Origin of the sequence: Aeromonas sp. XH (genome assembly GCF_033348475.1) — a bacterium.
Lineage (GTDB): Bacteria > Pseudomonadota > Gammaproteobacteria > Enterobacterales > Aeromonadaceae > Aeromonas > Aeromonas sanarellii.
In genome coordinates, this window is the sequence record NZ_CP137630.1 from 1,232,871 (window position 1) to 1,256,817 (window position 23,947).

Annotated in this window: 27 protein-coding genes; 25 read left to right on the forward strand and 2 right to left on the reverse strand. The window is 63.9% G+C overall.

Annotated elements, in window-relative coordinates; translation table 11 throughout:
- Position 1 precedes the first annotated feature (1 nt).
- From R2B70_RS05860 to R2B70_RS05965, 22 genes are all read left to right on the forward strand, one after another.
- Complete coding sequence (locus tag R2B70_RS05860) at positions 2-877, forward strand: MinD/ParA family protein (protein WP_209428960.1); 876 nt, start codon at positions 2-4, stop codon at positions 875-877.
- A complete protein-coding gene (locus R2B70_RS05865) occupies positions 870-1,586 on the forward strand; it encodes an RNA polymerase sigma factor FliA (protein WP_042076843.1) in 717 nt (238 codons plus the stop codon). The genes R2B70_RS05860 and R2B70_RS05865 overlap by 8 nt, the downstream gene beginning before the upstream one ends.
- Positions 1,587-1,696: 110 nt before the next feature.
- Positions 1,697-2,080, forward strand: a complete 384-nt coding sequence (gene cheY, locus R2B70_RS05870) for a chemotaxis response regulator CheY (protein ID WP_010673934.1) — start codon at positions 1,697-1,699, stop codon at positions 2,078-2,080.
- Between the two features lie 12 nt (positions 2,081-2,092).
- Entirely contained in the window at positions 2,093-2,833 is a 741-nt protein-coding gene (locus R2B70_RS05875) for a protein phosphatase CheZ (RefSeq protein ID WP_042076845.1), read from the forward strand.
- An 11-nt stretch (positions 2,834-2,844) separates the two neighbouring features.
- Entirely contained in the window at positions 2,845-4,989 is a 2,145-nt protein-coding gene (locus tag R2B70_RS05880) for a chemotaxis protein CheA (RefSeq protein WP_318162861.1), read from the forward strand.
- Positions 4,990-5,020: 31 nt separating this feature from the next.
- Complete coding sequence (locus R2B70_RS05885; protein WP_318162862.1) at positions 5,021-6,133, forward strand: chemotaxis response regulator protein-glutamate methylesterase; 1,113 nt, start codon at positions 5,021-5,023, stop codon at positions 6,131-6,133.
- A gap of 2 nt (positions 6,134-6,135) precedes the next feature.
- Positions 6,136-6,873, forward strand: a complete 738-nt coding sequence (locus tag R2B70_RS05890) for a flagellar motor protein (RefSeq protein ID WP_042076851.1) — start codon at positions 6,136-6,138, stop codon at positions 6,871-6,873.
- A gap of 2 nt (positions 6,874-6,875) precedes the next feature.
- Positions 6,876-7,784 (forward strand): flagellar motor protein MotB, encoded by a 909-nt coding sequence (locus R2B70_RS05895; protein WP_318162863.1) that lies wholly within the window; start codon positions 6,876-6,878, stop codon positions 7,782-7,784.
- A gap of 4 nt (positions 7,785-7,788) precedes the next feature.
- The gene (locus R2B70_RS05900) at positions 7,789-8,583 is read left to right on the forward strand and encodes a ParA family protein (RefSeq protein ID WP_209793473.1); all 795 of its coding nucleotides are present in this window, start codon (positions 7,789-7,791) and stop codon (positions 8,581-8,583) included.
- Positions 8,580-9,440, forward strand: a complete 861-nt coding sequence (locus R2B70_RS05905; RefSeq protein ID WP_318162864.1) for a chemotaxis protein CheW — start codon at positions 8,580-8,582, stop codon at positions 9,438-9,440. The genes R2B70_RS05900 and R2B70_RS05905 overlap by 4 nt, the downstream gene beginning before the upstream one ends.
- Before the next feature lie 69 nt (positions 9,441-9,509).
- A complete protein-coding gene (locus tag R2B70_RS05910) occupies positions 9,510-9,998 on the forward strand; it encodes a chemotaxis protein CheW (RefSeq protein WP_005333026.1) in 489 nt (162 codons plus the stop codon).
- Between the two features lie 79 nt (positions 9,999-10,077).
- Positions 10,078-10,464 (forward strand): DUF2802 domain-containing protein, encoded by a 387-nt coding sequence (locus R2B70_RS05915; protein ID WP_010673943.1) that lies wholly within the window; start codon positions 10,078-10,080, stop codon positions 10,462-10,464.
- A 214-nt stretch (positions 10,465-10,678) separates the two neighbouring features.
- Entirely contained in the window at positions 10,679-11,314 is a 636-nt protein-coding gene (gene ccmA, locus R2B70_RS05920; RefSeq protein WP_318162865.1) for a cytochrome c biogenesis heme-transporting ATPase CcmA, read from the forward strand.
- Between the two features lie 3 nt (positions 11,315-11,317).
- A complete protein-coding gene (gene ccmB / locus R2B70_RS05925) occupies positions 11,318-11,986 on the forward strand; it encodes a heme exporter protein CcmB (RefSeq protein ID WP_042076860.1) in 669 nt (222 codons plus the stop codon).
- A gap of 165 nt (positions 11,987-12,151) precedes the next feature.
- Positions 12,152-12,892, forward strand: coding sequence for a heme ABC transporter permease (locus R2B70_RS05930; protein ID WP_216989836.1), 741 nt, complete (start codon positions 12,152-12,154; stop codon positions 12,890-12,892).
- A gap of 2 nt (positions 12,893-12,894) precedes the next feature.
- Positions 12,895-13,101, forward strand: coding sequence for a heme exporter protein CcmD (gene ccmD, locus R2B70_RS05935; protein WP_209793477.1), 207 nt, complete (start codon positions 12,895-12,897; stop codon positions 13,099-13,101).
- Positions 13,098-13,589, forward strand: a complete 492-nt coding sequence (gene ccmE, locus R2B70_RS05940) for a cytochrome c maturation protein CcmE (protein ID WP_318162866.1) — start codon at positions 13,098-13,100, stop codon at positions 13,587-13,589. Before ccmD ends, ccmE begins: the two co-directional genes overlap by 4 nt.
- Before the next feature lie 82 nt (positions 13,590-13,671).
- Complete coding sequence (locus R2B70_RS05945; RefSeq protein ID WP_318162867.1) at positions 13,672-15,627, forward strand: heme lyase CcmF/NrfE family subunit; 1,956 nt, start codon at positions 13,672-13,674, stop codon at positions 15,625-15,627.
- The gene (locus R2B70_RS05950) at positions 15,624-16,154 is read left to right on the forward strand and encodes a DsbE family thiol:disulfide interchange protein (RefSeq protein ID WP_318162868.1); all 531 of its coding nucleotides are present in this window, start codon (positions 15,624-15,626) and stop codon (positions 16,152-16,154) included. The genes R2B70_RS05945 and R2B70_RS05950 overlap by 4 nt, the downstream gene beginning before the upstream one ends.
- An 11-nt stretch (positions 16,155-16,165) precedes the next feature.
- A complete protein-coding gene (locus R2B70_RS05955) occupies positions 16,166-16,648 on the forward strand; it encodes a cytochrome c-type biogenesis protein (protein ID WP_318162869.1) in 483 nt (160 codons plus the stop codon).
- Positions 16,645-17,919, forward strand: a complete 1,275-nt coding sequence (ccmI, locus tag R2B70_RS05960; protein WP_318162870.1) for a c-type cytochrome biogenesis protein CcmI — start codon at positions 16,645-16,647, stop codon at positions 17,917-17,919. The genes R2B70_RS05955 and ccmI overlap by 4 nt, the downstream gene beginning before the upstream one ends.
- A gap of 82 nt (positions 17,920-18,001) precedes the next feature.
- The gene (locus R2B70_RS05965; RefSeq protein ID WP_318162871.1) at positions 18,002-18,814 is read left to right on the forward strand and encodes a VacJ family lipoprotein; all 813 of its coding nucleotides are present in this window, start codon (positions 18,002-18,004) and stop codon (positions 18,812-18,814) included.
- A 109-nt stretch (positions 18,815-18,923) separates the two neighbouring features.
- On the opposite strand, the gene sodB is transcribed toward R2B70_RS05965, so the two are convergent.
- Positions 18,924-19,508: a superoxide dismutase [Fe] gene (gene sodB, locus R2B70_RS05970; RefSeq protein ID WP_318162872.1), complete on the reverse strand. Its 585-nt coding sequence runs from the start codon at positions 19,506-19,508 to the stop codon at positions 18,924-18,926.
- A 287-nt stretch (positions 19,509-19,795) separates the two neighbouring features.
- Between sodB and R2B70_RS05975 the strand changes: the two genes are divergently transcribed.
- A complete protein-coding gene (locus tag R2B70_RS05975) occupies positions 19,796-20,140 on the forward strand; it encodes a Grx4 family monothiol glutaredoxin (RefSeq protein ID WP_139435261.1) in 345 nt (114 codons plus the stop codon).
- Positions 20,141-20,206: 66 nt separating this feature from the next.
- On the opposite strand, the gene R2B70_RS05980 is transcribed toward R2B70_RS05975, so the two are convergent.
- Positions 20,207-21,418: an RsmB/NOP family class I SAM-dependent RNA methyltransferase gene (locus tag R2B70_RS05980; RefSeq protein ID WP_318162873.1), complete on the reverse strand. Its 1,212-nt coding sequence runs from the start codon at positions 21,416-21,418 to the stop codon at positions 20,207-20,209.
- Positions 21,419-21,628: 210 nt separating this feature from the next.
- Here R2B70_RS05980 and R2B70_RS05985 point away from each other — a divergent pair, with 210 nt between their 5' ends.
- Together R2B70_RS05985 and R2B70_RS05990 are read left to right on the forward strand one after the other, a co-directional pair.
- Positions 21,629-23,614 carry a reprolysin-like metallopeptidase gene (locus R2B70_RS05985; protein ID WP_318162874.1) on the forward strand — a complete coding sequence of 662 codons (1,986 nt, stop codon included), beginning with the start codon at positions 21,629-21,631 and terminating at the stop codon, positions 23,612-23,614.
- Complete coding sequence (locus R2B70_RS05990) at positions 23,611-23,934, forward strand: hypothetical protein (protein ID WP_318162875.1); 324 nt, start codon at positions 23,611-23,613, stop codon at positions 23,932-23,934. The genes R2B70_RS05985 and R2B70_RS05990 overlap by 4 nt, the downstream gene beginning before the upstream one ends.
- Positions 23,935-23,947: the final 13 nt, after the last annotated feature.

The following is a 23,947-nucleotide window of genomic DNA, read 5'->3' on the forward strand; positions in this document are numbered from 1 at the left end:
CATGTATATGGATCAGGCGAGTGGTCTGCGCAAAATGCGTCAAAACAATCGAGTGAAAGTGATCGCCGTGTCCGGAGGCAAGGGGGGCGTCGGCAAGACCAACGTGACCCTGAACGTGGCGGGAGCCATGGCCGCCCAGGGCAAACGGGTGTTGGTGCTGGATGCCGACCTGGGTCTGGCCAACGTCGACGTCATGCTGGGGCTGCGGGTGCACCGCAACCTCTCCCACGTGCTGGCGGGGGAGTGCACCATAGACGACATCATCGTCGAGGGCCCCTACGGCATGATGATAGTGCCGGCCACCTCGGGCACCCAGTCCATGGTCGAGCTGTCGCCGGTGCAGCACGCCGAGCTCATCCGCGCCTTCGGCGAGATGAAGACCCAGGTGGACGTGCTGCTGGTGGACACGGCGGCGGGGATCTCCGACATGGTGCTGAGCTTCACCCGCGCCGCCCAGGACATCATGGTGGTGGTGTGCGACGAGCCCACCTCCATCACCGATGCCTACGCCCTCATCAAGATCCTCTCCAAGGATCACGGCGTGTTCCGCTTCAAGGTGGTGGCCAACATGGTCCGCTCCCTGCGCGAGGGGCAGGAGCTGTTCGCCAAGCTGACCCGGGTCACCGACCGCTTCCTCGACACCTCCCTGGAACTGGTGGCCTGCGTCCCTTACGACACCAACCTGCGGGCCGCCGTGCGCAAGCAGAAGCTGATCGTCGAGGCGTTTCCGAAATCCCCCGCCTCCCTGGCATTCCGTGCCCTGGCCAACAAGGCGGCGAGCTGGCCCATCCCGAACCAGCCGGGGGGGCACCTCGAATTTTTCCTGGAAAACTTGTTGCAAAAGCCGGTCATAACACAGGAAGACTCCCGTGAATAAAGCCCAAGCATACTTGCGTCATCAGGATTCCTACGTGCTGGTCGAGCGTCACGCTCCGCTGGTCAAGCGGATTGCCCAGCATTTATTGGCTCGCCTGCCAAGCAGTGTCTTGCTGGATGACCTGATCCAGGCAGGTATGATTGGGCTGCTCGAAGCCTCCCGCAATTTTGACGGCAGCAAGGGCGCCAGCTTTGAAACCTATGCCGGCATCCGCATCCGCGGCGCCATGCTCGACGAGATCCGCCGCGGGGACTGGGTGCCCCGCTCGGTGCACCGCAACAGCCGCGCCATCGCCGAGGCGATCGAGAACGTGGAGCAGGCCCATGGCCGCGACGCCAGGGACACCGAGGTGGCCGCCAACATGGGGGTTTCCCTCGGGGAGTATCACGCCATGCTGCAGGATGTCTCCTGCGGCAAGATCATCGGCATCGAGGATCTGGGGGTCAGCGAGGATGTGATAGGGCATCCCGATGACGCCAGCCACGGCGGTTACGACGATCTGGCGGCCGAGCGCTTTCAGGGCGCCTTGGCCGAGCACATCGCCCGACTGCCGGAGCGGGAGGCCCTGGTGCTCTCCCTCTATTACGACGAAGAATTGAACCTGCGCGAGATCGGCGAGGTATTGAGCGTGAGCGAGTCTCGCGTGAGCCAGATCCACAGCCAGGCCATGCACAGACTGCGCGCCCGTCTGCGAGATTGGAATGTATAAGTGACTGTACTGGCTACACTGGAGCGCAACTCTAAGGCATAATCCGCACCATAAAACCTGCGATCTGCATCATGTAAGCGAGCCGTCTTGACGGCTATTTAGGAGGAACTTTGGACAAGAACATGAAAATCCTCATCGTCGATGATTTTTCAACGATGCGCCGGATTATCAAGAACTTGCTGCGTGACCTGGGATACAACAACACCCATGAAGCAGACGATGGCAACACGGCGCTGCCGATGCTCAAGAACGGCGACTTCCAGTTTGTGGTCACCGACTGGAACATGCCGGGCATGCAGGGCATCGACCTGCTCAAGGCCATTCGCCTCGATGACAAACTCAAGCACCTGCCGGTCCTGATGGTGACTGCCGAAGCGAAGCGCGAGCAGATCATCGAAGCCGCCCAGGCAGGGGTCAATGGCTACATCGTCAAGCCGTTCACCGCCGCCACCCTCAAAGAGAAGCTCGACAAAATCTTTGAACGAATCGGCTAAGGAGCGGCAGGGATGAAGGCCAAAACGAGTGCCATGATCTCGCTTGAACAGGCAAGGATGCTGGTTGCCCACCTGGAGCGAGAGGAGTTTGAACAGGCCGACAACATCCTCGCCGATGTGTGTGCCCCCAACGCGGCAGCCCTGTTTGACAAGGTGGGGCAGTTGACCCGCCAGTTGCACAACTCATTGCAAGATTTTCGCCTGGATCCCAGGATCCCCGACCTGGCCACCCATGAGATCCCGGATGCCCGGGAGCGCCTCAGCTATGTCATCGACATGACGGACAAGGCGGCCAACCGCACCATGGATGCGGTGGAGGCCAGTCTCCCCATCGCCGATCGACTCAATGACAACATTCAGCTGGTCATGCCCAATTGGAATGCCCTGATGAGCCGGGATCTGGAGCTGGGTCAATTCAAGGCGCTCTGTCATCAACTGAATGATTTTATTAAGGCTTCGGAAAGCGATGCCGATAAGTTACGACAACTGCTGACGGAGATCCTGATGGCTCAGGATTTCCAGGACTTGACCGGTCAGATGATCCGCAAGGTGATCAAGCTGGTGCAGGAAGTTGAAACAAAGTTGATAGAGATGCTGACCATGTTTGGTGAGGGCGTTATCGATCATTCGGCGCGCAGCCTGCCGGCGAGCGGCATCGAGGCGGAAGGTCCCATCATGAACCCGCAGACGAGGTCCGACGTGGTCAATGGTCAAGATGATGTGGACGATCTGCTGTCTAGCCTGGGATTCTAATGGAGTGACGCATGGCCTTCGAAGTTGATGAAGACATACTGCAAGACTTTTTGGTCGAAGCATCAGAAATATTGGAACAGTTGTCTGAACAACTGGTCGACCTGGAAAAGCGGCCCGATGACAAGAATCTGTTGAATGCCATCTTCCGCGGCTTCCATACCGTCAAGGGGGGGGCTGGCTTCCTCTCCCTGACTGAGCTGGTGGACGTCTGCCACGGCGCCGAGAACCTGTTCGACATGCTGCGCAACGGCAAGCGGACCCTCAGCGCCGAGCTGATGGACGTCATCTTGCAGGCGCTGGACGCCATCAACGTCATGTTTGCCCAGGTGCAGAACCGCGAGGAGATAAGCCCGGCCTCTCCCGACCTGCTGCACGATCTGCACGAGCTGTGCAAGCCCGAGGGGCAGGAGCAGCTGCGCACCGCCAGCGTCGCCGCCCAGTCACAGCCAGAACCCGAGCCTGAGCCCGAGCCGGAGCCGGAGCCCGTCATCGTCGCCCCGAGCGAGCCGGTGGCCGTCAATGGCGGCGGCTCCATCGACGAGATCTCCGCCGACGAATTCGAGCGCCTGCTCGACGAGCTGCACGGGGTCGGCAAGGCCCCGACCGTCTCTGCCGCCCCCGTGCTGAGCGGTTCAGGGGACATCACAGACGACGAGTTCGAGGCGCTGCTCGACCAGCTCCACGGCCAGGGCCAGCACGGTGGTGCCCCCGATCTGACGCCGCTGCAGTCGGTCCAGAAAGAGGTGGACGAGCTCATCGACGACGACGAGTTCGAGCGCCTGCTGGACGAGCTGCACGGCCGTGGCCAGGGGCCCCAGCACAGCATGGCTGCTGCTGCCCCGGCCCCCGAACCCAAGGCGCCTGCCGCCGCCCCCGTGACATCCCCCAAGGCGCCGGTGGCGGCCAAGCCCGCCTCGGAACCCGTTACCGCGCCGGCCAAGGCCGCCCCTGCCAAGCCGGCCGCCCCCGCCGAGAGCGGCGCGGTACAGAGCGACACCACGGTGCGGGTGGACACCAAGACCCTGGACGTCATCATGAACATGGTGGGGGAGCTGGTGCTGGTGCGTAACCGCCTGGTGAGCCTCGGCATCGCCAGCAACGACGAAGAGATGTCCAAGGCGGTGGCCAACCTGGATGTGGTGACCGCCGATCTGCAGGGCGCGGTCATGAAGACCCGCATGCAGCCCATCAAGAAGGTGTTCGGCCGCTTCCCGCGGGTCGTGCGCGATCTGGCCCGCACCCTCAAGAAAGAGATCGAGCTGGTGATGGTGGGGGAGGAGACGGATCTGGACAAGAACCTGGTGGAGGCCCTGGCAGACCCCCTGGTTCACTTGGTGCGCAACTCCTGCGACCACGGCATCGAGATGCCGGACGTGCGCGAGAAGGCGGGCAAGCCCCGTCAGGGCACCATCACCCTGAGCGCCTCCCAGCAGGGGGATCACATCCTGCTCTGCATCGAGGATGACGGTGCCGGCATGGATCCGGAGAAGCTGAAATCCATCGCCATCAGTCGCGGCGTGCTGGATGCCGACAGCGCGGCGCGCATGAGCGACAACGACGCCTACAACCTGATCTTCGCCCCCGGCTTCTCCACCAAGTCCGAGATCTCCGACATCTCCGGCCGCGGCGTCGGCATGGACGTGGTGAAGACCAGCATCGTCAGCCTCAATGGCTCGGTGCACATCGATTCCACCTGGGGCAAGGGCACCCGGCTGGAAATCAAGGTGCCCCTGACCCTGGCCATACTGCCGACCCTGATGGTGGAAGTGGGCCAGCAGACCTTCGCCCTGCCGCTCGGCTGCGTGAACGAGATTTTCCACCTGGACCTGAAGAAGGCCAACGTGGTGGACGGCCAGCTCACCATCATAGTCCGCGACAAGGCTATCCCGCTGTTCTACCTGCACAAGTGGCTGGTGCGTGGCGCCAAGTCTGCGCGCCAGGACACAGGCCACGTGGTCATCGTCCAGATCGGCACCCAGCAGGTGGGCTTCGTCGTGGACAACCTCATCGGCCAGGAAGAGGTGGTGATCAAGCCCCTGGACAACCTGCTGCAGGGGACCCCCGGCATGGCCGGTGCCACCATCACCAGCGACGGCGGCATCGCCCTCATCCTGGATGTGCCCAGCCTGCTCAAGGCCTATGCCCGTCGCCACTGAGCGTCTGGCTCAAGGAGTTAAAAGAATAACAATGGCAGTCAAGGTATTAGTGGTCGACGATTCGAGTTTCTTCCGTCGTCGGGTCAGCGAGATCATCAATCAGGATCCCCTGATGACGGTGATCGACACGGCCCAGAACGGACGGGAGGCGGTAGACAAGGCGCTGCAGTTGCGGCCGGACGTCATCACCATGGACATCGAAATGCCGGTGCTCGACGGCATCAGCGCCGTGCGCGAGATCATGGCCAAGTGTCCGACCCCCATCCTGATGTTCTCCTCCCTCACTCACGAGGGGGCCAAGGCGACCCTGGATGCGCTGGATGCCGGTGCCCTCGATTTTCTGCCCAAGAAATTCGAAGACATCGCCCGGGACAAGGACGAGGCGGTCAGCCTGCTGCAGCAGCGGGTCAAGGAGATCGCCCGCAAGCGTTTCCTGATGACGACCCGGCCCCGGGCGCCCGAGCCTCTGGGGCGGCCCGCTCTCGGCGGTGCCCTGACCCGCCCCACCGAGCGCCAGCCAGAGCCCGTGCGTGCACCGAGCGCCCCCGCCAGCTTCAAGCGCAGCGGCAAGAGCTACCAGCTGGTGGCCATCGGCACCTCCACCGGTGGCCCGGTGGCGCTGCAAAACGTGCTGACCAAGCTGCCGGGCGATTTTCCCCATCCGATCCTGTTAATCCAGCATATGCCGGCCACCTTCACCGCCGCCTTCGCCGCCCGTCTCAACGGCCTGTGCCAGATCGGGGTCAAGGAGGCGGAGGACGGCGACGTGCTGAGGCCTGGCCACGCCTACCTCGCCCCGGGCGGCAAGCAGATGTTGCTGGAAGGGCGCGGGCCCGGTGCCCGCCTTCGCATCATCGAGGGCAACGACAAGGTCAACTACAAGCCCTGCGTCGACATCACCTTCGCCTCGGCCGCCAAGACCTATGGCGACAAGGTGCTGGCCATCGTCTTGACCGGCATGGGGGCGGATGGCCGGGATGGTGCCCGCCTGCTCAAGGAGCAGGGCGCCACCATCTGGGCCCAGGATGAAGCCTCCTGCGTGGTCTATGGCATGCCCCAGGCCGTCGCCAAGGCCGGCATCGCGAGCGAATCCCTGCCGCTGGACAGGGTGGCCCAGCGCATCCTGGTCGAGTTGGGTCGCTGACCATGGGCATGCTCGGCCTGGTGCTGGCGCTGGGGGCGCTCGCCGTCGCCCAGTGGTGGCACGGTGGCAGCCTGCTGACCCTGCTCGACGGCCCGGCCTTCGTCATCGTGGTCGGCGGTACCTGGGGGGCGGTGATCCTGCAAACGCCCCGCAAGTACATGCTGTCCGCCCTCAGGCAGGCGGCCTGGATGCTGTTTCCGCCGCAGCGGGATCTGGTGCATCAGGCCGAGCGTCTGCAGGCCTGGGCCCAGTTTGCGCGCCAGCAGGGCTTGCTCGCGCTGGAGAACCAGGCCGAAGAGGAGCCCGATCCCTTCACCCGCCAGGGGCTCACCATGATAGTGGACGGGGTCCCCATCGAGGATCTGCGCCGCCTGCTGGAGGCGGACATCGACATCGAGCAGGAGCGCAACGAGCATGCTGCCAGGGTGTTCGAGGCCATGGGGGGCTACAGCCCGACCATCGGCATCATAGGGGCCGTGATAGGCCTCATCCAGGCCATGTTCCACCTGGAGGAGCCGGGCACCCTGGGAGCCGGTATCGCCGTCGCCTTCGTCGCCACCATCTACGGGGTCGGCTTTGCCAACCTTCTCTATCTGCCTATCGCGAACCGCCTGCGGGCCTTCCACTACCATTACGGTCTCTATCAGGAGATGACCCTGGAGGGACTGCTGGCCATCGCCCACGGGGAGAACGGCCAGCAGGTTGAACGGCGGCTACGGGCTTATCTGAAAGGGGAATAGCCATGCGCAAGCGCTATCGTTTGCACCTGCAAGGGCGAGAACATCTCGATCGCTGGCTGGTCTCCTACGCCGATTACATGACCCTCATCTTCGCCCTCTTCGTGGTGCTCTACTCCGTGGCCATCGTCAACAAGGAGGAGTACCGCGCCGTCATCGAGGGCATGACCAGGGCATTCAACCAGGTGCCGCGCAGCGATGGCCTGCTGGAGGGGCAGGGCAAGTCCCTGCTCGACCACCCGGTGTCGGCCGCCCCCTCCTTGCTGGAGAGCGAGGCGTCGCCATCTCCCTCGCAGGCCCCCATTACGGGTACGCCAGTTCAGCAAGATGGCACGGCCCTTGCCACGATAGATCTGCAGCTTCAGCAGGCCATGGGCGCCCTAGTCGACGCCGGCGTGGTCAAGCTGGCGAAGGACGACGACTGGCTGACGGTGGAGCTGAGCTCGGGCCTCTTGTTCAACAGCGGCAGCGCCTTCCTCGGCAGCAATGCCGGCCCCGTGCTCGATACGCTTTCAGGTATTCTGAAACCGGCCGATAACTATGTCAGGGTGCGGGGTTACACGGATAACCAGCCGATAAACAACGAGATTTTCCGCTCCAACTGGACGCTGTCCGCCGCCCGAGCCGAGGCGGTGCTCACCGCCCTGGTGGGCAAGGGAATCGCCCCAGAGCGGCTCGCCTACGAGGCCTACGGGGAGTTCTCCCCCTTCGCCGACAACGGCAGCGAGCAGGGACGATTACAGAATCGCAAGGTGGTGGTCGCCATCTCCAGATTCGCCTGGGTGCCGCCAGCCACCGTCAAACCGCTGACGGGGACGCCGGTGCAGGACGAGTTGCAGAGTGTCGACAGTGAAAACGTCAGGGTGGTCACGCTGCCGGGTGGTGGCATACGCATAACAACAAGGCAGGATTGATACAGTGATTGTTTGGACGGTTGCCAATCAGAAGGGTGGAGTCGGTAAAACCACCACGGTCGTCTCCCTGGCGGGCATTCTGGCCCAGCGTGGCCAGCGGGTACTGCTGATCGACACCGATCCCCATGCCTCCCTGACCTCCTATCTCGACTTCGACTCGGACCGGCTGGAGGGCACCCTGTACGAGCTGTTCCAGGCGGCCAAACCCAGTGCGGAGCTGGTCAACCGGATGACCCTCAAGACAAGGTTCGAGAACATCAGCCTGCTGCCCGCGTCCATCACGCTGGCCACCCTGGACCGGGTGATGGGCAACCGGGAGGGGATGGGGCTGGTGCTCAAGCGCGCCCTGCTGCGGGTGCAGGATCAGTTTGACTACGTGCTCATCGACTGCCCGCCCGTGCTGGGGGTGATGATGGTGAACGCGCTGGCGGCCTGCGATCGCATCCTGGTGCCGGTGCAGACCGAGTTCCTGGCCCTGAAGGGGCTGGAGCGGATGATGAAGACCTTCGAGATCATGCAGCGTTCCAAGCGGGAGAAGTTCCGCTACACCGTGATCCCGACCATGTTTGACAAGCGCACCCGGGCCTCCCTGATGACACTGCAGTCCATCAAGGAGCAGTATGGCGAGGCGGTGTGGAATGCGGTCATTCCCATCGACACCAAGTTCCGGGATGCGAGCCTGGTGCACATTCCCCCGTCCATCTATGCGCCGGGCAGCCGCGGCACCTATGCCTATGAGACCCTGCTCAACCATCTCGACGCCCTGGAGCGTCAACGGACCCAGGAGGTGAAGCCATGAGAGAGACCACCCAGGTTCGGGCCATGGACGACTATTTCCACTCCCTGTTGCTGGACGATGCCCTGCTGCGGGAGGATCCGGAGGACGAAGCGCCGGCCCCGGCGCTGCAGCGTCAGCCCGCTGCCTTGCCGGAGGTGACCGCCGCCCCCTATCTGGAGGCTGATGCCAGGCTGGCGCAACTGAGCGAGCTGCTCGCCCAGGTGGGCCAGGTGCAGTTCGAGATGGATGCCCTGAGCCACGAAGAGGTCCATGTCGAGCCATTTCAGCTCGAGGCCGAGGCGGTCGACACCGAGCCAGAGGCGGCCCTGGCGCCGCCCGAGGTCGTGGCGGCGGAGCCCGAACCCGTGGCCCTGGCGGTGGCCGAGCCCGAGCGTGCGCTCGAGACGGCGCCCGCTCCCTCGACCTGGGAGAACCTGGACACCGGCAACGAGTTTCAGGCGCTCTTCTTCGATGTGGCCGGGGTGACCTTCGCGGTGCCCCTGACCGAGCTTGGCGGCATCCATCAGCTGGGGGAGGTGACCTCCCTGTTCGGCCAGCCGGGCTGGTACAAGGGGATCATGACCTCCAGGGAGCAGAAGATGAACGTGGTGGACACGGCCCAGTGGGTCATGCCGGGCCAGCATCTGGCGATGGACGATTACAAATATCTGATTATGCTGGGGGAATCACCCTGGGGACTGGCCTGTCATCAGTTGAAGGGCACCGAACTGCTGCACCGGGATCAGGTGAAGTGGCGCCATCAGGAGGGCAAGCGCCCCTGGCTGGCTGGCATGGTCAAGGAGAAGATGTGCGCCCTGTTGCACGTCAGGGAGCTGCTGGTGCTGCTCGGTCGCGGCGTGAACATCGAAGGGCGCTGACAAGATCGGCACTGCCATGGTTTTATTGCTAATTTTACCCGTTGACGGGTTCATACAAGGATCAAGAAGATGACAGAGAAGCGCAATATCGCACAGAATCTGGCCGAAGACGAAGTGCTGCAGTGGGTGACCTTCCAGTTGGAAAACGAGACCTATGGCATCAACGTGATGCAGGTTCAGGAGGTGTTGCGCTACACCGAGATCGCCCCGGTCCCGGGTGCACCGGACTACGTGCTGGGCATCATCAACCTGCGTGGCAACGTGGTGACCGTCATCGATACCCGCTCCCGTTTCGGCCTGCCGGCCGGTGACGTGAGCGAGAACTCCCGCATCGTCATCATAGAGGCGGAGAAGCAGGTGATCGGCATTATGGTGGACAGCGTGGCCGAGGTGGTCTATCTGCGCTCCTCCGAGATCGATGCCGCCCCGGCGGTGGGCACCGAGGAGAGCGCCAAGTTCATCCAGGGCGTCAGCAACCGCGATGGCCAGCTGCTGATCCTGGTGGATCTCAACAAGCTGCTCTCCGACGAAGAGTGGGACGATATCGGTTCCCTGTAACGGGAGCAGGGCGTGCAAGGCACCAGGCCGGGCGCCTGCGCTCCTTGTCCGTTTACCCTGATAGGAAGGTGATGGTTTGATGATTGAATTTGCAGCCTTGGGGTTGTCCTTGCTCGCACTGGTGCTGGCCCTTTACGGGATCCTGGGTCACCGTCGTCGCCAGCGAGAGTCCGAGGCCAGGGTGGAGGCGCTGCAGGGCCAGCTCGAGAGTCTACGCAAGCAGATGATGGAGCTGCATACCGGTGCCATCGGCATGGGTCAGCGGCTGCAGGCCGCAGAGGGCGCCATGCAGAAGATCCACGACAGCCAGCAGGAGCTGACCCTGCAGGATCCTGAGCGCCGCCTCTACAGCCGGGCCGCCAAGATGGTGGAGCTCGGCGCCGATCTCGACGAGGTGATGAGCGAGTGCGAGTTGCCCCAGGCCGAGGCGGAGCTGCTGATCTCCCTGCGCAAGGGACGGAGCTGACGGATGTGTTGCGGGGAGGCCGAGGCCTCCCCGTTTTCCCTTCCATCCCCGTGCGGTGCCAAGACAGGGGTGGCCGATATTCCTTTGGTATCAAGCCTCTTTGATGGGGCGCGATCTCCCCCACAAATCCTGTTGATTATCGGCATCTTTGAAAAGACGCCTCCGGATCCTGTGTTAATATGCAGGCCGCCTCATTTTCAACGATTAGATCCCCATGCTGCTTCAAGCGAACAATCTGAGCTGCGTACGTGAAGATCGTACCCTGTTTGAACATCTCTCCTTCGCGGTGCGCTCGGGGGATCTGATGCAGATTGAAGGGCCCAACGGGGTGGGCAAGACCAGCCTGCTGCGCCTGCTGACCGGCCTCTCCCAGCCCTTCGCGGGGGAGGTGTGCTGGAACGGGGAGGACATCCGCCGCTGCCGGGACGAGTACCATGCCAACCTGCTCTACCTGGGCCATCAGCCTGGCGTCAAGGCGACCCTGACCCCCCTCGAGAACCTCTCCTTCTACCAGAAGCTGCACGGCACGGCCGGGGGCGAGGTGGATCTGTGGCGGGTGCTGGCCCAGGTCGGCCTGGCCGGTTTCGAGGACTATCCCGCGGGCCAGCTCTCGGCGGGGCAGCAGCGACGGGTGGCCCTGGCCAGGCTCTGGCTGAGCGACCGGCCGGCGCTCTGGATCCTGGACGAGCCCTTCACCGCCATCGACAAGCAGGGGGTCCGGGTGCTGGAGCAGTTGTTCCTGACCCATGCGGACCGGGGGGGCATGGTGGTGCTCACCACCCACCAGGATCTCACCCTGATGCAGGGGCGTCTCAAGACCCTCTCCCTGTCCTCGCTGTTGCAGGAGTAGCCCATGCTGCGCGCCGTCTTCCACCTTATTCACCGCGAACTGCTGATGGCCCTGCGCCAGCGGGCCGACATCTTCAATCCGCTCTGGTTCTTCCTCATCGTCATTACCCTGTTCCCGCTCGGCATCGGGCCCGAGCCCCAGCTGCTGGCCCGCATCGCCCCCGGCATCATCTGGGTGGCGGCCCTGCTGGCGGCCATGCTCTCCCTGGAGCGGCTGTTTCGCGATGACTTCAGCGACGGCGCCCTGGAGCAGATGATGCTGATGCCCCATCCGCTCGGGCTGCTGGCCCTGGCCAAAGTGATCGCTCACTGGTTGCTGACCGGCCTGCCGCTGCTGCTCATCTCCCCGCTGCTGGCCATCCTGCTCTCCCTGGACATGAAGACCTATCTGGCCGTGGTGGCCACCCTGGCCCTCGGCACCCCTGTGCTGAGCCTGCTCGGGGCGGTCGGGGTGGCGCTGACGGCGGGGCTGCGCAAGGGGGGCGTGCTGCTCAGCCTGCTGCTGCTGCCGCTCTATATTCCGGTGCTGATCTTCGCCACCTCCGCCATCGATGCGGCGAGCATGGGGTTGCCCTATGCCGGACAGCTCGCCATCCTGGGGGCCATGCTGGTGGGGGCCGTCACCTTGACCCCCCTGGCCATCTCGGCGGCGCTGCGGGTCAGCGTCAACTGATTAATTTGGTGGGACGTCCTTTTTTGAGGCCGTTTTTTTGGCGATATTGTTGAGATAGATCAAGGGGATGGCGGCTTACTGCTTTCGGGGGATATGATGTTTCCCCCCCGTGGGTATGGTAGGCCTCGCCACTTTAGAATTAATAACTGAAAGGTTCTGTGAGCTATGTGGAAATGGTTGCACCCTTATGCCAAACCCGAGCGTGCCTATGGGCTGGCCGGCACCCTGTTGCCCTGGTTTGCCGTGACAAGCCTGCTCGCCTTCATCATAGGCACTGTCTGGGGGCTGGCTTTTGCCCCCGCTGACTACCAGCAGGGGGACTCTTTCAGGATCATCTATATTCACGTGCCCTCCGCCATCCTCTCCATGGGGGCCTACTCCACCATGGCGGTGGCGGCCTTCATCGGCCTGGTGTGGCAGCTGCGCATGGCGGACATGACGGTGGCGGCCATCGCCCCGGTGGGCGCCGTCTTCACCTTCATCGCCCTCTTTACCGGCGCCGCCTGGGGCAAGCCCATGTGGGGCACCTGGTGGGTGTGGGACGCACGGCTCACCTCGGAGCTCATCCTGCTGTTCCTCTACCTCGGCGTCATCGCCCTCTACAACGCCTTCAGCGACAAGGTGGTGGCGGGCCGCGCCGCCGGCATCCTGGCGCTGGTGGGGGTGATCAACCTGCCCATCATCCACTACTCGGTGGAGTGGTGGAACACCCTGCACCAGGGGGCCACCATCACCAAGTTTGACAAGCCCTCCATCTCGGCCGAGATGCTGTGGCCGCTGCTCATCATGATACTGGCGTTCTCGGCCTTCCTGGGGGCCCTGACCCTGATGCGTTTCAGGAACGAGCTCCTGATGCGGGAGTGGCACCGCCCCTGGGTCGCCGACATCGCCAGCCAGGAGAAGTAAGCATGCACTTTGCCTCGTTCAGTGATTTCATGGCCATGGGGGGCTACGCCTTCTACGTCTGGCTCTCCTTCGGTCTGACCGGGCTCTGCCTGGTCGGCCTCGTCATTTCCACCCGGTTGAAGACCCGCAGCCTGCTCGGCGAACTGCGCAACAAGCAGGCGCGGGAGGCCCGCCGCAAGGCGGCCCAGCAGATGGAGAACACCCTATGAACCCGCGCCGCAAGAAACGCCTCACCATCATACTGACGATCAGCCTGGGCCTCGCCAGCGTGATCGGCCTGGTGCTCTATGCCCTCAGCCAGAACATCGACCTCTTCTACACCCCGAGCGAGCTGGTGGAGGGCAAGGGGCCGGACAAGATCAAGCCCGAAGAGGGGCAGCGCCTGCGCATCGGCGGCCTGGTGGTGCCGGGCTCGGTCGAGCGGGACCCCCAGAGCCTCAAGGTTGCCTTCAAGCTGGTGGACAACGGCGGCCACATGGTGAAGGTGGAGTTTGACGGCATCCTGCCGGACTTGTTCCGGGAAGGGCAGGGGATAGTCGCCCAGGGCAATCTCAAGGATGCCACCACGGTGGCGGCCTTCGAGGTGCTGGCCAAGCACGACGAGAACTACATGCCGCCGGAAGTGGCAGACGCCACCAGCGGCATGCACTTCAAGCCCGAATACACAGAGGCGCAGTTGCAGGGAGCCAAGCAATGATCCCGGAGCTACCCGCGCCCTTCTCCCCGTCTCTCTCCCGTGCACCGGTTCATGCCGCGGCTCGATTGAAAGGAAGCCAGTCATGATCCCTGAACTCGGTCAATTCGCCCTGATCCTGGCCTTTGCCACCGCCCTGCTGCTGGGGAGCTACCCCTTGATCGGGGCCCATCTCGGCCGACTCGGCATGATGTCGGCGGCCCGACCGCTCGCCTACAGCCAGTTCCTGCTGCTGCTGCTGTCGTTCCTCTGCCTCACCTGGGCCTTTATCGACAACGACTTCACCGTGCAGTACGTGGCCACTAACTCCAACAGCCTGCTGCCGCTGGCCTATCGCATCTCGGCGGTGTGGGGGGCCCACGAGGGGTCCCTGCTGCTCTGGGTACTGACCCTGGGGGGCTGGACCGCGGCCGTCGCCCTCTTCAGCCGCCGGCTGCCGCTGGATGCGGTGGCACGGGTGCTGGGGGTGCTCGGCCTCATCTCGGTGGGCTTCACCGCCTTCGTGCTGTTCACCTCGGATCCCTTCACCCGCACCCTGCCGTACTTCCCGGTGGACGGGCGTGACCTCAACCCCCTGCTGCAGGATCCCGGCCTCATCTTCCACCCCCCCATGCTCTACATGGGTTACGTGGGCTTCTCGGTGGCCTTCGCCTTCGCCATCGCCTCCCTGATGACGGGGCGCCTCGACGCCACCTGGGCGCGCTGGTCCCGCCCCTGGACCATGGCGGCCTGGGTCTTCCTGACGCTGGGCATAGTGCTCGGCTCCTGGTGGGCCTATTACGAGCTCGGCTGGGGCGGCTGGTGGTTCTGGGATCCGGTGGAAAACGCCTCCTTCATGCCCTGGCTGGCGGGCACTGCCCTGCTCCATTCCCTGGCGGTGAGCGAGAAGCGCGCCACCTTCAAGGCCTGGACAGTGCTGCTGGCGCTCTCCGCCTTCTCCCTGAGCCTGCTGGGGACCTTCCTGGTGCGCTCCGGCGTGCTGGTGTCCGTCCATGCGTTCGCCTCGGACCCGACCCGGGGCCTCTTCATCCTGGGCTTCCTGCTGGCGGTGATAGGCTCATCCTTGCTGCTGTTTGCCTTCAAGGGCTCCCAAGTGAAGAGCCACGGCAAGCATGAGCTGTGGAGTCGCGAGACCCTGCTCCTTGGCAACAACATCCTGCTGGTGGCGGGCCTGCTCACCGTGCTGCTCGGCACCCTGCTGCCCCTGGTGCACAAGGAGCTGGGGCTCGGCAGCATCTCCATCGGCACCCCCTTCTTCAACCACATCTACAGCTGGCTCATCATCCCGTTCGCCCTGCTGCTGGGGGTGGGCCCCCTGTTCCGCTGGCGCCGTCAGGAGCTGGGGGAGCTCAGGCTCAAGGTGGTGGTCGCCCTGGTGCTGAGCCTGGCCGCCGCCTTCCTGCTGCCCCTCGCCTTCGCGGAAGACTTCAAGCCTTGGGCTGCACTCGGCATCGGTCTGGGCGTCTGGATCATCGTCACCAGCGTGCAGGAGACCTGGGTGCGCGCCACCCACAAGCACGGCTTCGCCACCGGCGTGCGCAGGCTGGGCAATAGCCACTGGGCCATGATCCTGGGCCACGTGGGGCTCGCGGTCAGCATCATCGGCATCGCCTGCACCCAGAACTACAGCATTGAGAAGGACCTGCGGATGCAGGCCGGGGATCGCGTCCAGTTCGCCGATTACGAGTTCGTCTTCACCGGCATCAAGGAGAAGAACGGTCCCAACTACGACGGCTTCAAGGGTGTGCTGGAGGTGCACCGGGACGGCAAGCAGGTGGCCCTGCTCAAGCCCGAGAAGCGGATGTACACCGTGAGCCGCATGCCGATGACCGAGGCGGCCATCGATGCGGGCTTTACCCGGGATCTCTATGCGGCGCTCGGCGAGCAGCTCGACAACGGCGCCTGGGCGGTGCGGATCTACTACAAACCCTTCGTGCGCTGGATCTGGTTCGGCGGCGTCTTCATGGCCATCGGCGGCGTGCTGGCCATGCTGGACAAGCGCTACCGGTTCGGCCGTCGTGACGAGGAGGTCAAGGCATGAACAAGAAGACCTGGCTCTATCTGCTGCCCTTCATCATCTTCCTGCTGGGGGCCCTGTTCCTGTTCAAGGGGCTCTACTCCGATCCCACCAAGCTCGAGTCCGTGATGGTGGACAAGGAGGTGCCCGTGTTCACCCTGCAGGACATCTACGATCTCGGCAAGCAACACGACAGGAGCATCCTCAAGGGACGCCCCATGCTGCTCAACGTCTGGGCCACCTGGTGCCCGACCTGCTACGGGGAGCATACCTACCTCAAGGAGCTGGCGGGGCAGGGGATCTACATCGTCGGCATGAACTACAAGGACGAGCGGGACAAGGCCATCAAGTGGCTGGCGGAGCTCGGCAACCCCTACCAGATCAACCTCTATGATCCGGACGGCATGCTGGGGCTGGATCTCGGTGTTTATGGTGCGCCCGAGACCTTCTTCATCGACAGCCAGGGCATCATCCGCTATCGCCACGTGGGGGACGTCAATCCCGAGATTTGGGCTTCGACCCTCAAACCCATCTATGACGCCATGAAATAAGGGAGCGACCGATGAAAACGCTTATTGCGTCCTTGCTGCTGATGGCGGGACTGTTTGGCGCCGGCCAGGCCAGCGCCGCCATCGATGTCTACACCTTCGACAGCGACGCCCAGGAGCAGACCTTTCGCGAGCTGACCCGTGAGCTGCGCTGCCCCAAGTGCCAGAACCAGGACATCGCCGACTCCAATGCGGGCCTGGCCAAGGACTTGCGGGACAAGACCTACCAGATGGTGCGCGAGGGCAAGGAGAAGCAGGAGGTGGTGGACTACATGGTGGCCCGCTACGGCAACTTCATCCTCTATGATCCCCCCCTGATGGCTTCGACCCTGATCCTCTGGCTCGGCCCCTTGCTGGTCATCGTCATCGGCGCCGTCACCGTGGTGGTGCGCAGCCGCCGTCACGTCCCCGCTACCCTGCAACAGCCTGAAGGCGCCCTGAGCGCAGAAGAGCAGGCAAGGCTATCCGCCCTGCTCAAAGAGGAAGAGAAACCATGACCCCATTCTGGATACTGGGCGCCGCCCTGCTGGTGCTGGCGAGCCTGGCGCTGATCGTGCCGCTCTGGCGCGGCGAAGGACGCCAGAGCATCAGCCGCTCGGCCCTCAACAAGCAGCTCTATCGCCAGCGCCTGCTGGAGATAGGCGAGGAGCGTGAACAGGGGGTGCTGGCCGAGGAGTCGGAGTCCCTGGTGGAGCTGCAGCGCAGCCTGCTGGACGACATCCCCGACGTGGAGCAGACCGCCCGCGGCGGCAAGAGCCTGATCTGGATCCCCGGTGTGCTGGTGCTGGCGGTGGTGAGCGTCGGCCTCTACGCCAAGCTCGGCGCCTGGCAGGAGGTGAGTCGCTGGCAGGATGCCAGCAGCCGGCTGGGAGAGCTCAGCAACCGCATCCTGGTGGAGCGGGACGCCCAGGTGACCGAGCAGGATCTGCTGGACTTCACCCTGGGGCTGCGCACCCGGCTGAAAGAGGAACCGAATGACTATCGCGGCTGGCTGTTGCTGGGGCGTCTGACCCTGGATGGCAATGACCCAGAGATGGCCCGCGAGGCGCTGGAGCGAGCCTATGCCCTGGCGCCCCAGAAGGCGCTGGTGGCGGTGCCCTATGCCCAGGCCCTGATGATGACGGGGGAGGAGGCCAGGGCGGACCAGTTGCTGCAGGCCGTCATCGCCGAGGATCCCGCCAATATCGAGGCGCGCTCCGTTCACGCCTTCATGGCGCTGCAAAAAGAGGATTTCCAGACCGCCCTCGATCGCTGGCAAGCCATGCTGCCGCTGCTGGAGAAAGGGTCGACCCGCCAGGTCATGGTGGAGCGCTCCATCGAGTACGCCCAGCAGCAACTGCGCCAGCGCGGGGTGGCCGTGAGCGCGGCCACCGCCACGCAAACGAGCCAGGCTGCAGCCCAGGCGCAGGAACTGGCGGTGAAGGAGGGGGAGTTCCCCCTGCATATCACCCTGGCCCCCGGCATTCAGCTGCCGGAGGATGCCCATCTGTTCGTGTTTGCGGTGATCCCCAACGGGCCGCCCATGCCCATCGCGGTCAAGCGCATCCCGGCGCCGCAGTTGCCCCTCACCCTGTCCCTGGGTGACGGGGACGCCATGATGGAGGGCAGCAAGCTGGCGGCCCACGCCGAGCTGCAGTTCAAGGCGCGCCTCTCCCGGGGCGGCAACGTCATGAACAAGGAGGGGGCCTTCGAAGGGGTCTCCGTCACCGTGCCGACCAGTACCATTCCCACAGCGCCGATTGACATCCGCATTGATCACGCCCTCTAATACATCTTTGGCCCGCCCCTGGAGGGGCGGGTCACCTGTATAATCCATACCAATACCCAATAAAAAAGCTTAGGACTTTCATATGTATCTGCGTTCAGGAGCATTGGCAGTGGCATTGCTGCTTGGGGGCTGTGCGGGTGGCCCTCCCAAGCCGGGCCCAGAGAGCCTGGATCTCAACGAGACCCCCAGCCGCCCCGAGGCGACCAGCACGGCCAGCGACCCCCGTGACCCCTTCCAGGGGGCGAACCGGGCCATGTGGGCCGTCAACTACGACGTGCTGGAGCCCTATGTGGCCCGCCCCGTGGTACACGGTTATGCCCGCTATGTCCCGCAGGGGGTGCAGGACGGCATCGCGAACTTCGTGGATAACTTCGACGAGCCGAGCAGCATGGTCAACCACCTGCTGGTGGGGGACTTGAAGGGGGCGGGGACCAACCTGGGCCGCTTCACCCTCAACACCACAGTGGGCCTGCTGGGCATCTTCGACGTGGCCAGGCATGCGGGTCTCGAGCGCAACATGCTGGAGATGGATACGGTGCTCGGCAAGGCCGACATCGGGGATGGCGCCTACATCATGGTGCCCGTCTACGGCCCGACCACCACCCGGGAGCTGGTGGGGGATACCATCGATACCGTCTACTTCCCCTATGCCCTGCTGACTTTCCCACTGCGGGTGGTGCACTGGGCGCTGGACGGCCTGGGCACCCGGGCCAAGCTCATCGATCAGGAGCGGATCATCGACAACGCCCTGGATCCCTATGCGCTGACCAAGGACTTCTACCTGCAGTACAACGATGGCAAGGTGACGGGGCGCAAGCCCGAGCTTCAGCAGCAGAAGTCACAGCCACAGGACGACGGCAGCCTGGACGACTACATGGACGAGATAGACCAGTAAGCACGGTCATCTTCCATAAGGCGCCCGCGGGCGCCTTTTTCATGGGCGAGAAACGCCGTCCATAAAAAAACGCCCCGCAAGTGCGGGGCGTTTTGGCAAGAAAGGCTTATCAGGCAGCCAGGTTCTTGGCCACGAATTCCCAGTTGACCAGGGCCCAGAAGGTTTCCATGTACTTCGGACGCAGGTTGCGGAAATCGATGTAGTAGGCGTGCTCCCACAGGTCGACGGTCAGCAGCGGGGTGGTCCCGGCTTCGGTCAGCGGGCAGCCGGCGTTGGAGGTGTTGACGATGGCCAGGGAGCCGTCAGCCTTCTTCACCAGCCAGGTCCAGCTGGAGCCGAAGTTGCCGATGGCAGACTTGGTGAACGCATCCTTGAACTCGGTGAAGGAGCCGAAGGCCTTGGTGATGGCATCGGCCAGGGCGCCAGTGGGTTCGCCACCGCCGTTCGGGGAGAGGCAGTGCCAGTAGAAGGTGTGGTTCCAGATCTGGGCGGCGTTGTTGAAGATGCCACCAGTGGAGGTCTTGATGATCTCTTCCAGAGACTTGCCTTCAAACTCGGTACCCGGCACCAGGTTGTTCAGGTTGACCACGTAGGTGTTGTGGTGCTTGCCATGGTGGTATTCCAGGGTCTCCTGGGAGATGTGCGGTTCCAGAGCGTTGATTGCATAGGGCAGAGCGGGAAGTTCGAATGCCATTTTCTACTCTCCATTGGCTGGACCGTGCGAAGGCGACGGTTGCAAGACATTGCGTACTCTTTTCTGTCTCGAAAAGAATTGTTCTTGAAGTGATGGGGCCTGGCGGCCCAAAGCCCGTCGATTGTAGCAGCATCAAAGATGGGCGAACAACTCTTGATTCTCGCCATGATCCGGATCAAGCTGCGGCGTATTGGCGCATGACTTCTTTCGTTCTGAACGGTTTGCCAGTTTGTGGTCTGCCCGGATTGCAGTAGAATGGCCGCCGAAATCGCTCCAGTGAGGCATTTATGGAAACTATCGAAAAGATCAAACAGCAGCTGGCTGAGAATCCCATCATCCTGTACATGAAGGGATCCCCCAAGCTACCCAGCTGCGGTTTCTCTGCCCAGGCCTCCCAGGCCCTGATGTCCTGCGGCGAGCCCTTCGCCTACGTCGACATCCTGCAAAACCCGGACATCCGCGCCGAGCTGCCGAAATTCGCCAACTGGCCCACCTTCCCGCAGCTGTGGGTCGAGGGCGAGCTGGTCGGCGGCTGCGACATCATGATCGAGATGTTCCAGGCTGGTGAGCTGCAGACCCTGATCAAGGAAGTGGCCGCCAAGCACAAGCAGGACGATGCTGCCGCCGAATAAGGCCCCATCCGTACCATGCAAAAAGGGGAGCCACTGGCTCCCCTTTTCTTTGTGCCCTAGGCGGCATCAGGCGATGCGCTCGAGGCGCGCCATGTAGAAGCCGTCGAAGCCGGTGGCGGCCGGGCTCACGGTGTGATCCTCCAGCAGACGGAAGTGCGCGTTGGCGGCGAGGAACTTGTCCACCTGCTGGCGGTTCTCCTCGGGCAGGATGGAACAGGTCGCGTAGACCAGCAGGCCGCCCACCTTCACCATCTGGCTGTAACGTTGCAGAATTTCTTCTTGCAGGGCGACCAGCACCGGCAGACGCTCGGCGGTGTCGCGCCACTTGGCATCCGGGTTGCGCTTGAGCACGCCCAGGCCAGAGCAGGGCACGTCCAGCAGCACGCGATCCGCGCTCTCCTTGAGGCGCTTGACGGTCTTGCTGGTGGTGATGACCCGGGTCTCCACGTTGTGGGCACCGGCACGGCGGGCGCGCTGCTTGAGGTTCTCCAGCTTCCACTCTTCCACGTCCATGGCCAGCAGGCGGCCCTTGCCCTGCATCATGGCGGCCAGGTGCAGGGTCTTGCCGCCGGCACCGGCGCAGGCATCGATGACGCGCATGCCGGGCGCCACGTCCAGGGCCGCGGCCACCAGCTGGGAGCCGGCGTCCTGCTGCTCGAAGCAGCCGTCGGCGAAGGCCTGGGTGCGGAACAGGGCGGCATCCGAAGTGACCTGCAGGGCGGTTTCCACCCCCTCGACGGGCACTGTGGTGACATGCTCCTTGGCCAGCATGGCTTGCAGCTCGTCCCGGGTGCACTTGAGGGTGTTGACCCGCAGGTAGCGCTTGGGCATCCAGGCCAGGGCGGCGCGTTCGGCAGGCCAGGCCTCACCCAGCTGCTCGCTGCCGAGTTTTTCCAGCCAGGCGGGGCAGCCATCCATCAGCACCGGGTTCTTCTTGGCCTCGGTCAGGCGGCGACGGAACGCCTCTTCGTTGAAGCGATCCAGGGTCGGATGGTTGGGCTGGTCTATCTTGTGGAAGGCGTGCCAGCTGTGCAGCAGCGGCCAGACGTTCTTCTCGGCCTGACGGACCTGAATGCCGGTGAGGAAGCAGTAGAGGCTGAGGCGACGCAGCAGGTCGCCGGTGACCAGGGCAATCCTTGCCTGTTCTTGCGGCTTGAGTTCGATGCCGGAGAAGTGACGGGCATAAGCGCGGTCGAGGGTGAGACCCTGACCCAGCACATCGTCAACGATGGCAACGACCAGATCCCCGAAACGGGGCAACAGTGGGGACTTGAGCATGAGATTAACCTTGGCCAAAGAAAGGGTGAACCGGCCCCGTCGGAGAGGGGTTCTGAAACGGACAAATCCGCGCCATGATAGGGGCTAGTCTGCATTGGTGCAACCTTCCCCATACGGGGAATGTACAGAGGATGGTGCTGGACTAATCGGACCAGCAGGCAAATGATGCCGTGGCAGTTCAGGCGAACGCATTTAAAAAGGAATAAAAAGATGCAGTTGATGAAATATTCTCCGCTGGCGTTGCTGGTGGCCGGTCTGATGACCTCCAGCGGCCTGGCCGCCAGGGAGTGGAATACGGTGGCGGCACGGGCCACCGCCGCCGATGGCTATGAGGTGCGGGCCAACCAGTACCGCATCGTGACCGTGTCCACCGACTATCTGGCCGAGCTGAAGGCAGGCAAGCGCCAGCTGACCCTGCCTCTGCCGGACGGCCAGGAGGTGACCTTCAGCCTGCAACCCTATGATCTGCTGCCGGCGGACCTCGCCGCCAAGTACCCCGGGATCCGGACCTTCAAGGGACACGACGAAGCGAACCCGGTCGAGACCGGGCGCGTCGATCTCGGTCCCCAGGGCTTCCACGCCATGTTCAGCCACCAGGGCAAGATGGTGTTCGTCGACCCTCTTCGCAATGGCGAGGGCTACGCGGTCTATTACCAGCAGGACGCCCACAGCCGGCTGGAAGAGGAAGCTGACAAGGTTATCGGTGGCGAGGCCAAAAAGCTGGCCCGCCAGGTGCTGGTGGATGGCAACGAGCGCAAACGCTATGTCATCGCCATCTCGGCGGCGGGGGAGTACACCCAGTATCACGGCGGTACCGTCGAGGCCGGTCTTGGCGCCATCACCACACTGCTCAACCGGGTCAACGAGGTGTACCAGCGTGACGTGGCGGCCGAGTTCCAGCTGGCCAGCGGCAACGACACCATCATCTTCACCGACGCGGCCACGGATCCCTTCTTCAACGGGGATGATCCCTCCGGCTCTGGCCTGAACGACGTCGACGTCAACATGCAGGTGCAGGCCGTGGCGCAGACCCTGGGGCTGGGCGCCTTCGACATCGGCCACGTGGTCAACACCGGGGGCGGCGGCCTGGCGGGCCTGGGCGTGCTCTGTACCGGCGAGAAATCGGCGGGGATGACGGGCTCCCCCAACCCGGTGGGAGATGCCTTCTTCATCGACTACGTGGCCCACGAGATCGGTCACCAGTTCGGCGCCGAGCACACCTTCAACGGCACCACAGGCAGTTGCGGCGGTGGCAACCGGGAGCCCAGCCAGGCCTGGGAGCCCGGCAGCGGTAGCTCCATCATGGCCTATGCGGGGATCTGCGGGGAGGAGAACCTGCAGGCCAACAGCCTGCCCTATTTCCACAGCAAGTCCATCGAGCAGATGCGGGCCCACATGGCCACCGTACCCAGTTGTGGTACCAGCCAGACGCTCGTCAACAACGCGCCCCAGGTGGCGGCGGGCAGCGACCATGTGATCCCGGCCAACACCCCCTTCGTGCTCAAGGGGGCAGGCACCGATCTGGACAACGACGCCCTGAGTTACACCTGGGAGCAGATCGATCTCGGCACCGAGTCCTTCAGCGTCGCCAGCATGGTGGACGACGGCAGTCGCCCGCTGTTCCCCTTCGTGGCGCCGACCAGCGTGCCGGAACGTACCCTGCCAAGCTTGCCTTCCCTGCTCACCAACACCCTGGCGAAGGGAGAGGCCTGGCCCACCACCAACCGGGATCTCAACTTCCGCCTCACGGCACGGGATGGCAAGGGGGGGGTCAGCAGCGACGACATGAAGGTGCAGGTGGTCGACACCGGCAAGGCCTTTGCCCTGACCAGCCCGCTGGTGACCCCGCTGGCGGCCGGCCAGACGCAGACCATCGGCTGGGAAGTGGCCGGCACCAATGTGGCGCCCATCAACTGTAGCAAGGTGGATCTCTACATGACCCGGGACGAGGGGGTGAACTGGACCCTGCTCGCCGGCGGCCAGCCCAACTCGGGATCGGCGAGCGTCGCCATTCCGGCGGGCAAGGACGGCACCGCCAGATTGAAGGTGGCCTGCAGCAACAACCTCTTCTTCGCCATCAGCCCCCTCAAGCTGTCGGTGACCCAGCGCGTGGAAGGCGGCGGTGGCGGCGGCGGTGCCCTCGGCATCTGGACCCTGGTGCTGGCCCTGCTGGGCTGGCGGCGGAGGCGGGCATGAGGCTGCTCGGCACGCTGCTGCTCGCCCTGCTCGGCGGTTGTCAGGCCGATGCCGATACCCTGGCACAGGCCATCGACGACAGCCTCGCCAGGCAGGACTACCGGTTGATCGTGCGGGCCGGGCGCGGCGAGGTGGCGCCCGGCATCGCGGCGGAGCAGCAGGTCTCGGCCAAGGCGCGCTGCGGTGTGCGCTACCTCGACGGCTTCGGCGATGTCATCAAGCCGGAGCAGAAGGAGGCCCTCGCCAGGCTGAGCGCCTATGCGGCGCAGTACAACCAGCGCATGCTGGCCCATTGCCCGCCGGTTGACGGCAAGCCATAGGCAGGCGGCAGCC

Bases quoted from the DNA above. Each gene is read 5' to 3' on its own strand.
- R2B70_RS05885 (WP_318162862.1), top strand. From the start codon at position 5,021: ATGGCAGTCAAGGTATTAGTGGTCGACGATTCGAGTTTCTTCCGTCGT.
- R2B70_RS05875 (WP_042076845.1), top strand. From the start codon at position 2,093: ATGAAGGCCAAAACGAGTGCCATGATCTCGCTTGAACAGGCAAGGATG.
- R2B70_RS05945 (WP_318162867.1), top strand. From the start codon at position 13,672: ATGATCCCTGAACTCGGTCAATTCGCCCTGATCCTGGCCTTTGCCACC.
- R2B70_RS05890 (WP_042076851.1), top strand. From the start codon at position 6,136: ATGGGCATGCTCGGCCTGGTGCTGGCGCTGGGGGCGCTCGCCGTCGCC.
- ccmI (WP_318162870.1), top strand. From the start codon at position 16,645: ATGACCCCATTCTGGATACTGGGCGCCGCCCTGCTGGTGCTGGCGAGC.
- R2B70_RS05950 (WP_318162868.1), top strand. From the start codon at position 15,624: ATGAACAAGAAGACCTGGCTCTATCTGCTGCCCTTCATCATCTTCCTG.
- R2B70_RS05880 (WP_318162861.1), top strand. From the start codon at position 2,845: ATGGCCTTCGAAGTTGATGAAGACATACTGCAAGACTTTTTGGTCGAA.
- ccmA (WP_318162865.1), top strand. From the start codon at position 10,679: ATGCTGCTTCAAGCGAACAATCTGAGCTGCGTACGTGAAGATCGTACC.
- R2B70_RS05990 (WP_318162875.1), top strand. From the start codon at position 23,611: ATGAGGCTGCTCGGCACGCTGCTGCTCGCCCTGCTCGGCGGTTGTCAG.
- R2B70_RS05980 (WP_318162873.1), bottom strand. From the start codon at position 21,418: ATGCTCAAGTCCCCACTGTTGCCCCGTTTCGGGGATCTGGTCGTTGCC.
- R2B70_RS05905 (WP_318162864.1), top strand. From the start codon at position 8,580: ATGAGAGAGACCACCCAGGTTCGGGCCATGGACGACTATTTCCACTCC.
- R2B70_RS05965 (WP_318162871.1), top strand. From the start codon at position 18,002: ATGTATCTGCGTTCAGGAGCATTGGCAGTGGCATTGCTGCTTGGGGGC.
- R2B70_RS05915 (WP_010673943.1), top strand. From the start codon at position 10,078: ATGATTGAATTTGCAGCCTTGGGGTTGTCCTTGCTCGCACTGGTGCTG.
- ccmD (WP_209793477.1), top strand. From the start codon at position 12,895: ATGCACTTTGCCTCGTTCAGTGATTTCATGGCCATGGGGGGCTACGCC.
- R2B70_RS05910 (WP_005333026.1), top strand. From the start codon at position 9,510: ATGACAGAGAAGCGCAATATCGCACAGAATCTGGCCGAAGACGAAGTG.
- R2B70_RS05860 (WP_209428960.1), top strand. From the start codon at position 2: ATGTATATGGATCAGGCGAGTGGTCTGCGCAAAATGCGTCAAAACAAT.
- ccmB (WP_042076860.1), top strand. From the start codon at position 11,318: ATGCTGCGCGCCGTCTTCCACCTTATTCACCGCGAACTGCTGATGGCC.
- ccmE (WP_318162866.1), top strand. From the start codon at position 13,098: ATGAACCCGCGCCGCAAGAAACGCCTCACCATCATACTGACGATCAGC.
- R2B70_RS05930 (WP_216989836.1), top strand. From the start codon at position 12,152: ATGTGGAAATGGTTGCACCCTTATGCCAAACCCGAGCGTGCCTATGGG.
- R2B70_RS05975 (WP_139435261.1), top strand. From the start codon at position 19,796: ATGGAAACTATCGAAAAGATCAAACAGCAGCTGGCTGAGAATCCCATC.
- R2B70_RS05895 (WP_318162863.1), top strand. From the start codon at position 6,876: ATGCGCAAGCGCTATCGTTTGCACCTGCAAGGGCGAGAACATCTCGAT.
- R2B70_RS05955 (WP_318162869.1), top strand. From the start codon at position 16,166: ATGAAAACGCTTATTGCGTCCTTGCTGCTGATGGCGGGACTGTTTGGC.
- sodB (WP_318162872.1), bottom strand. From the start codon at position 19,508: ATGGCATTCGAACTTCCCGCTCTGCCCTATGCAATCAACGCTCTGGAA.
- R2B70_RS05985 (WP_318162874.1), top strand. From the start codon at position 21,629: ATGCAGTTGATGAAATATTCTCCGCTGGCGTTGCTGGTGGCCGGTCTG.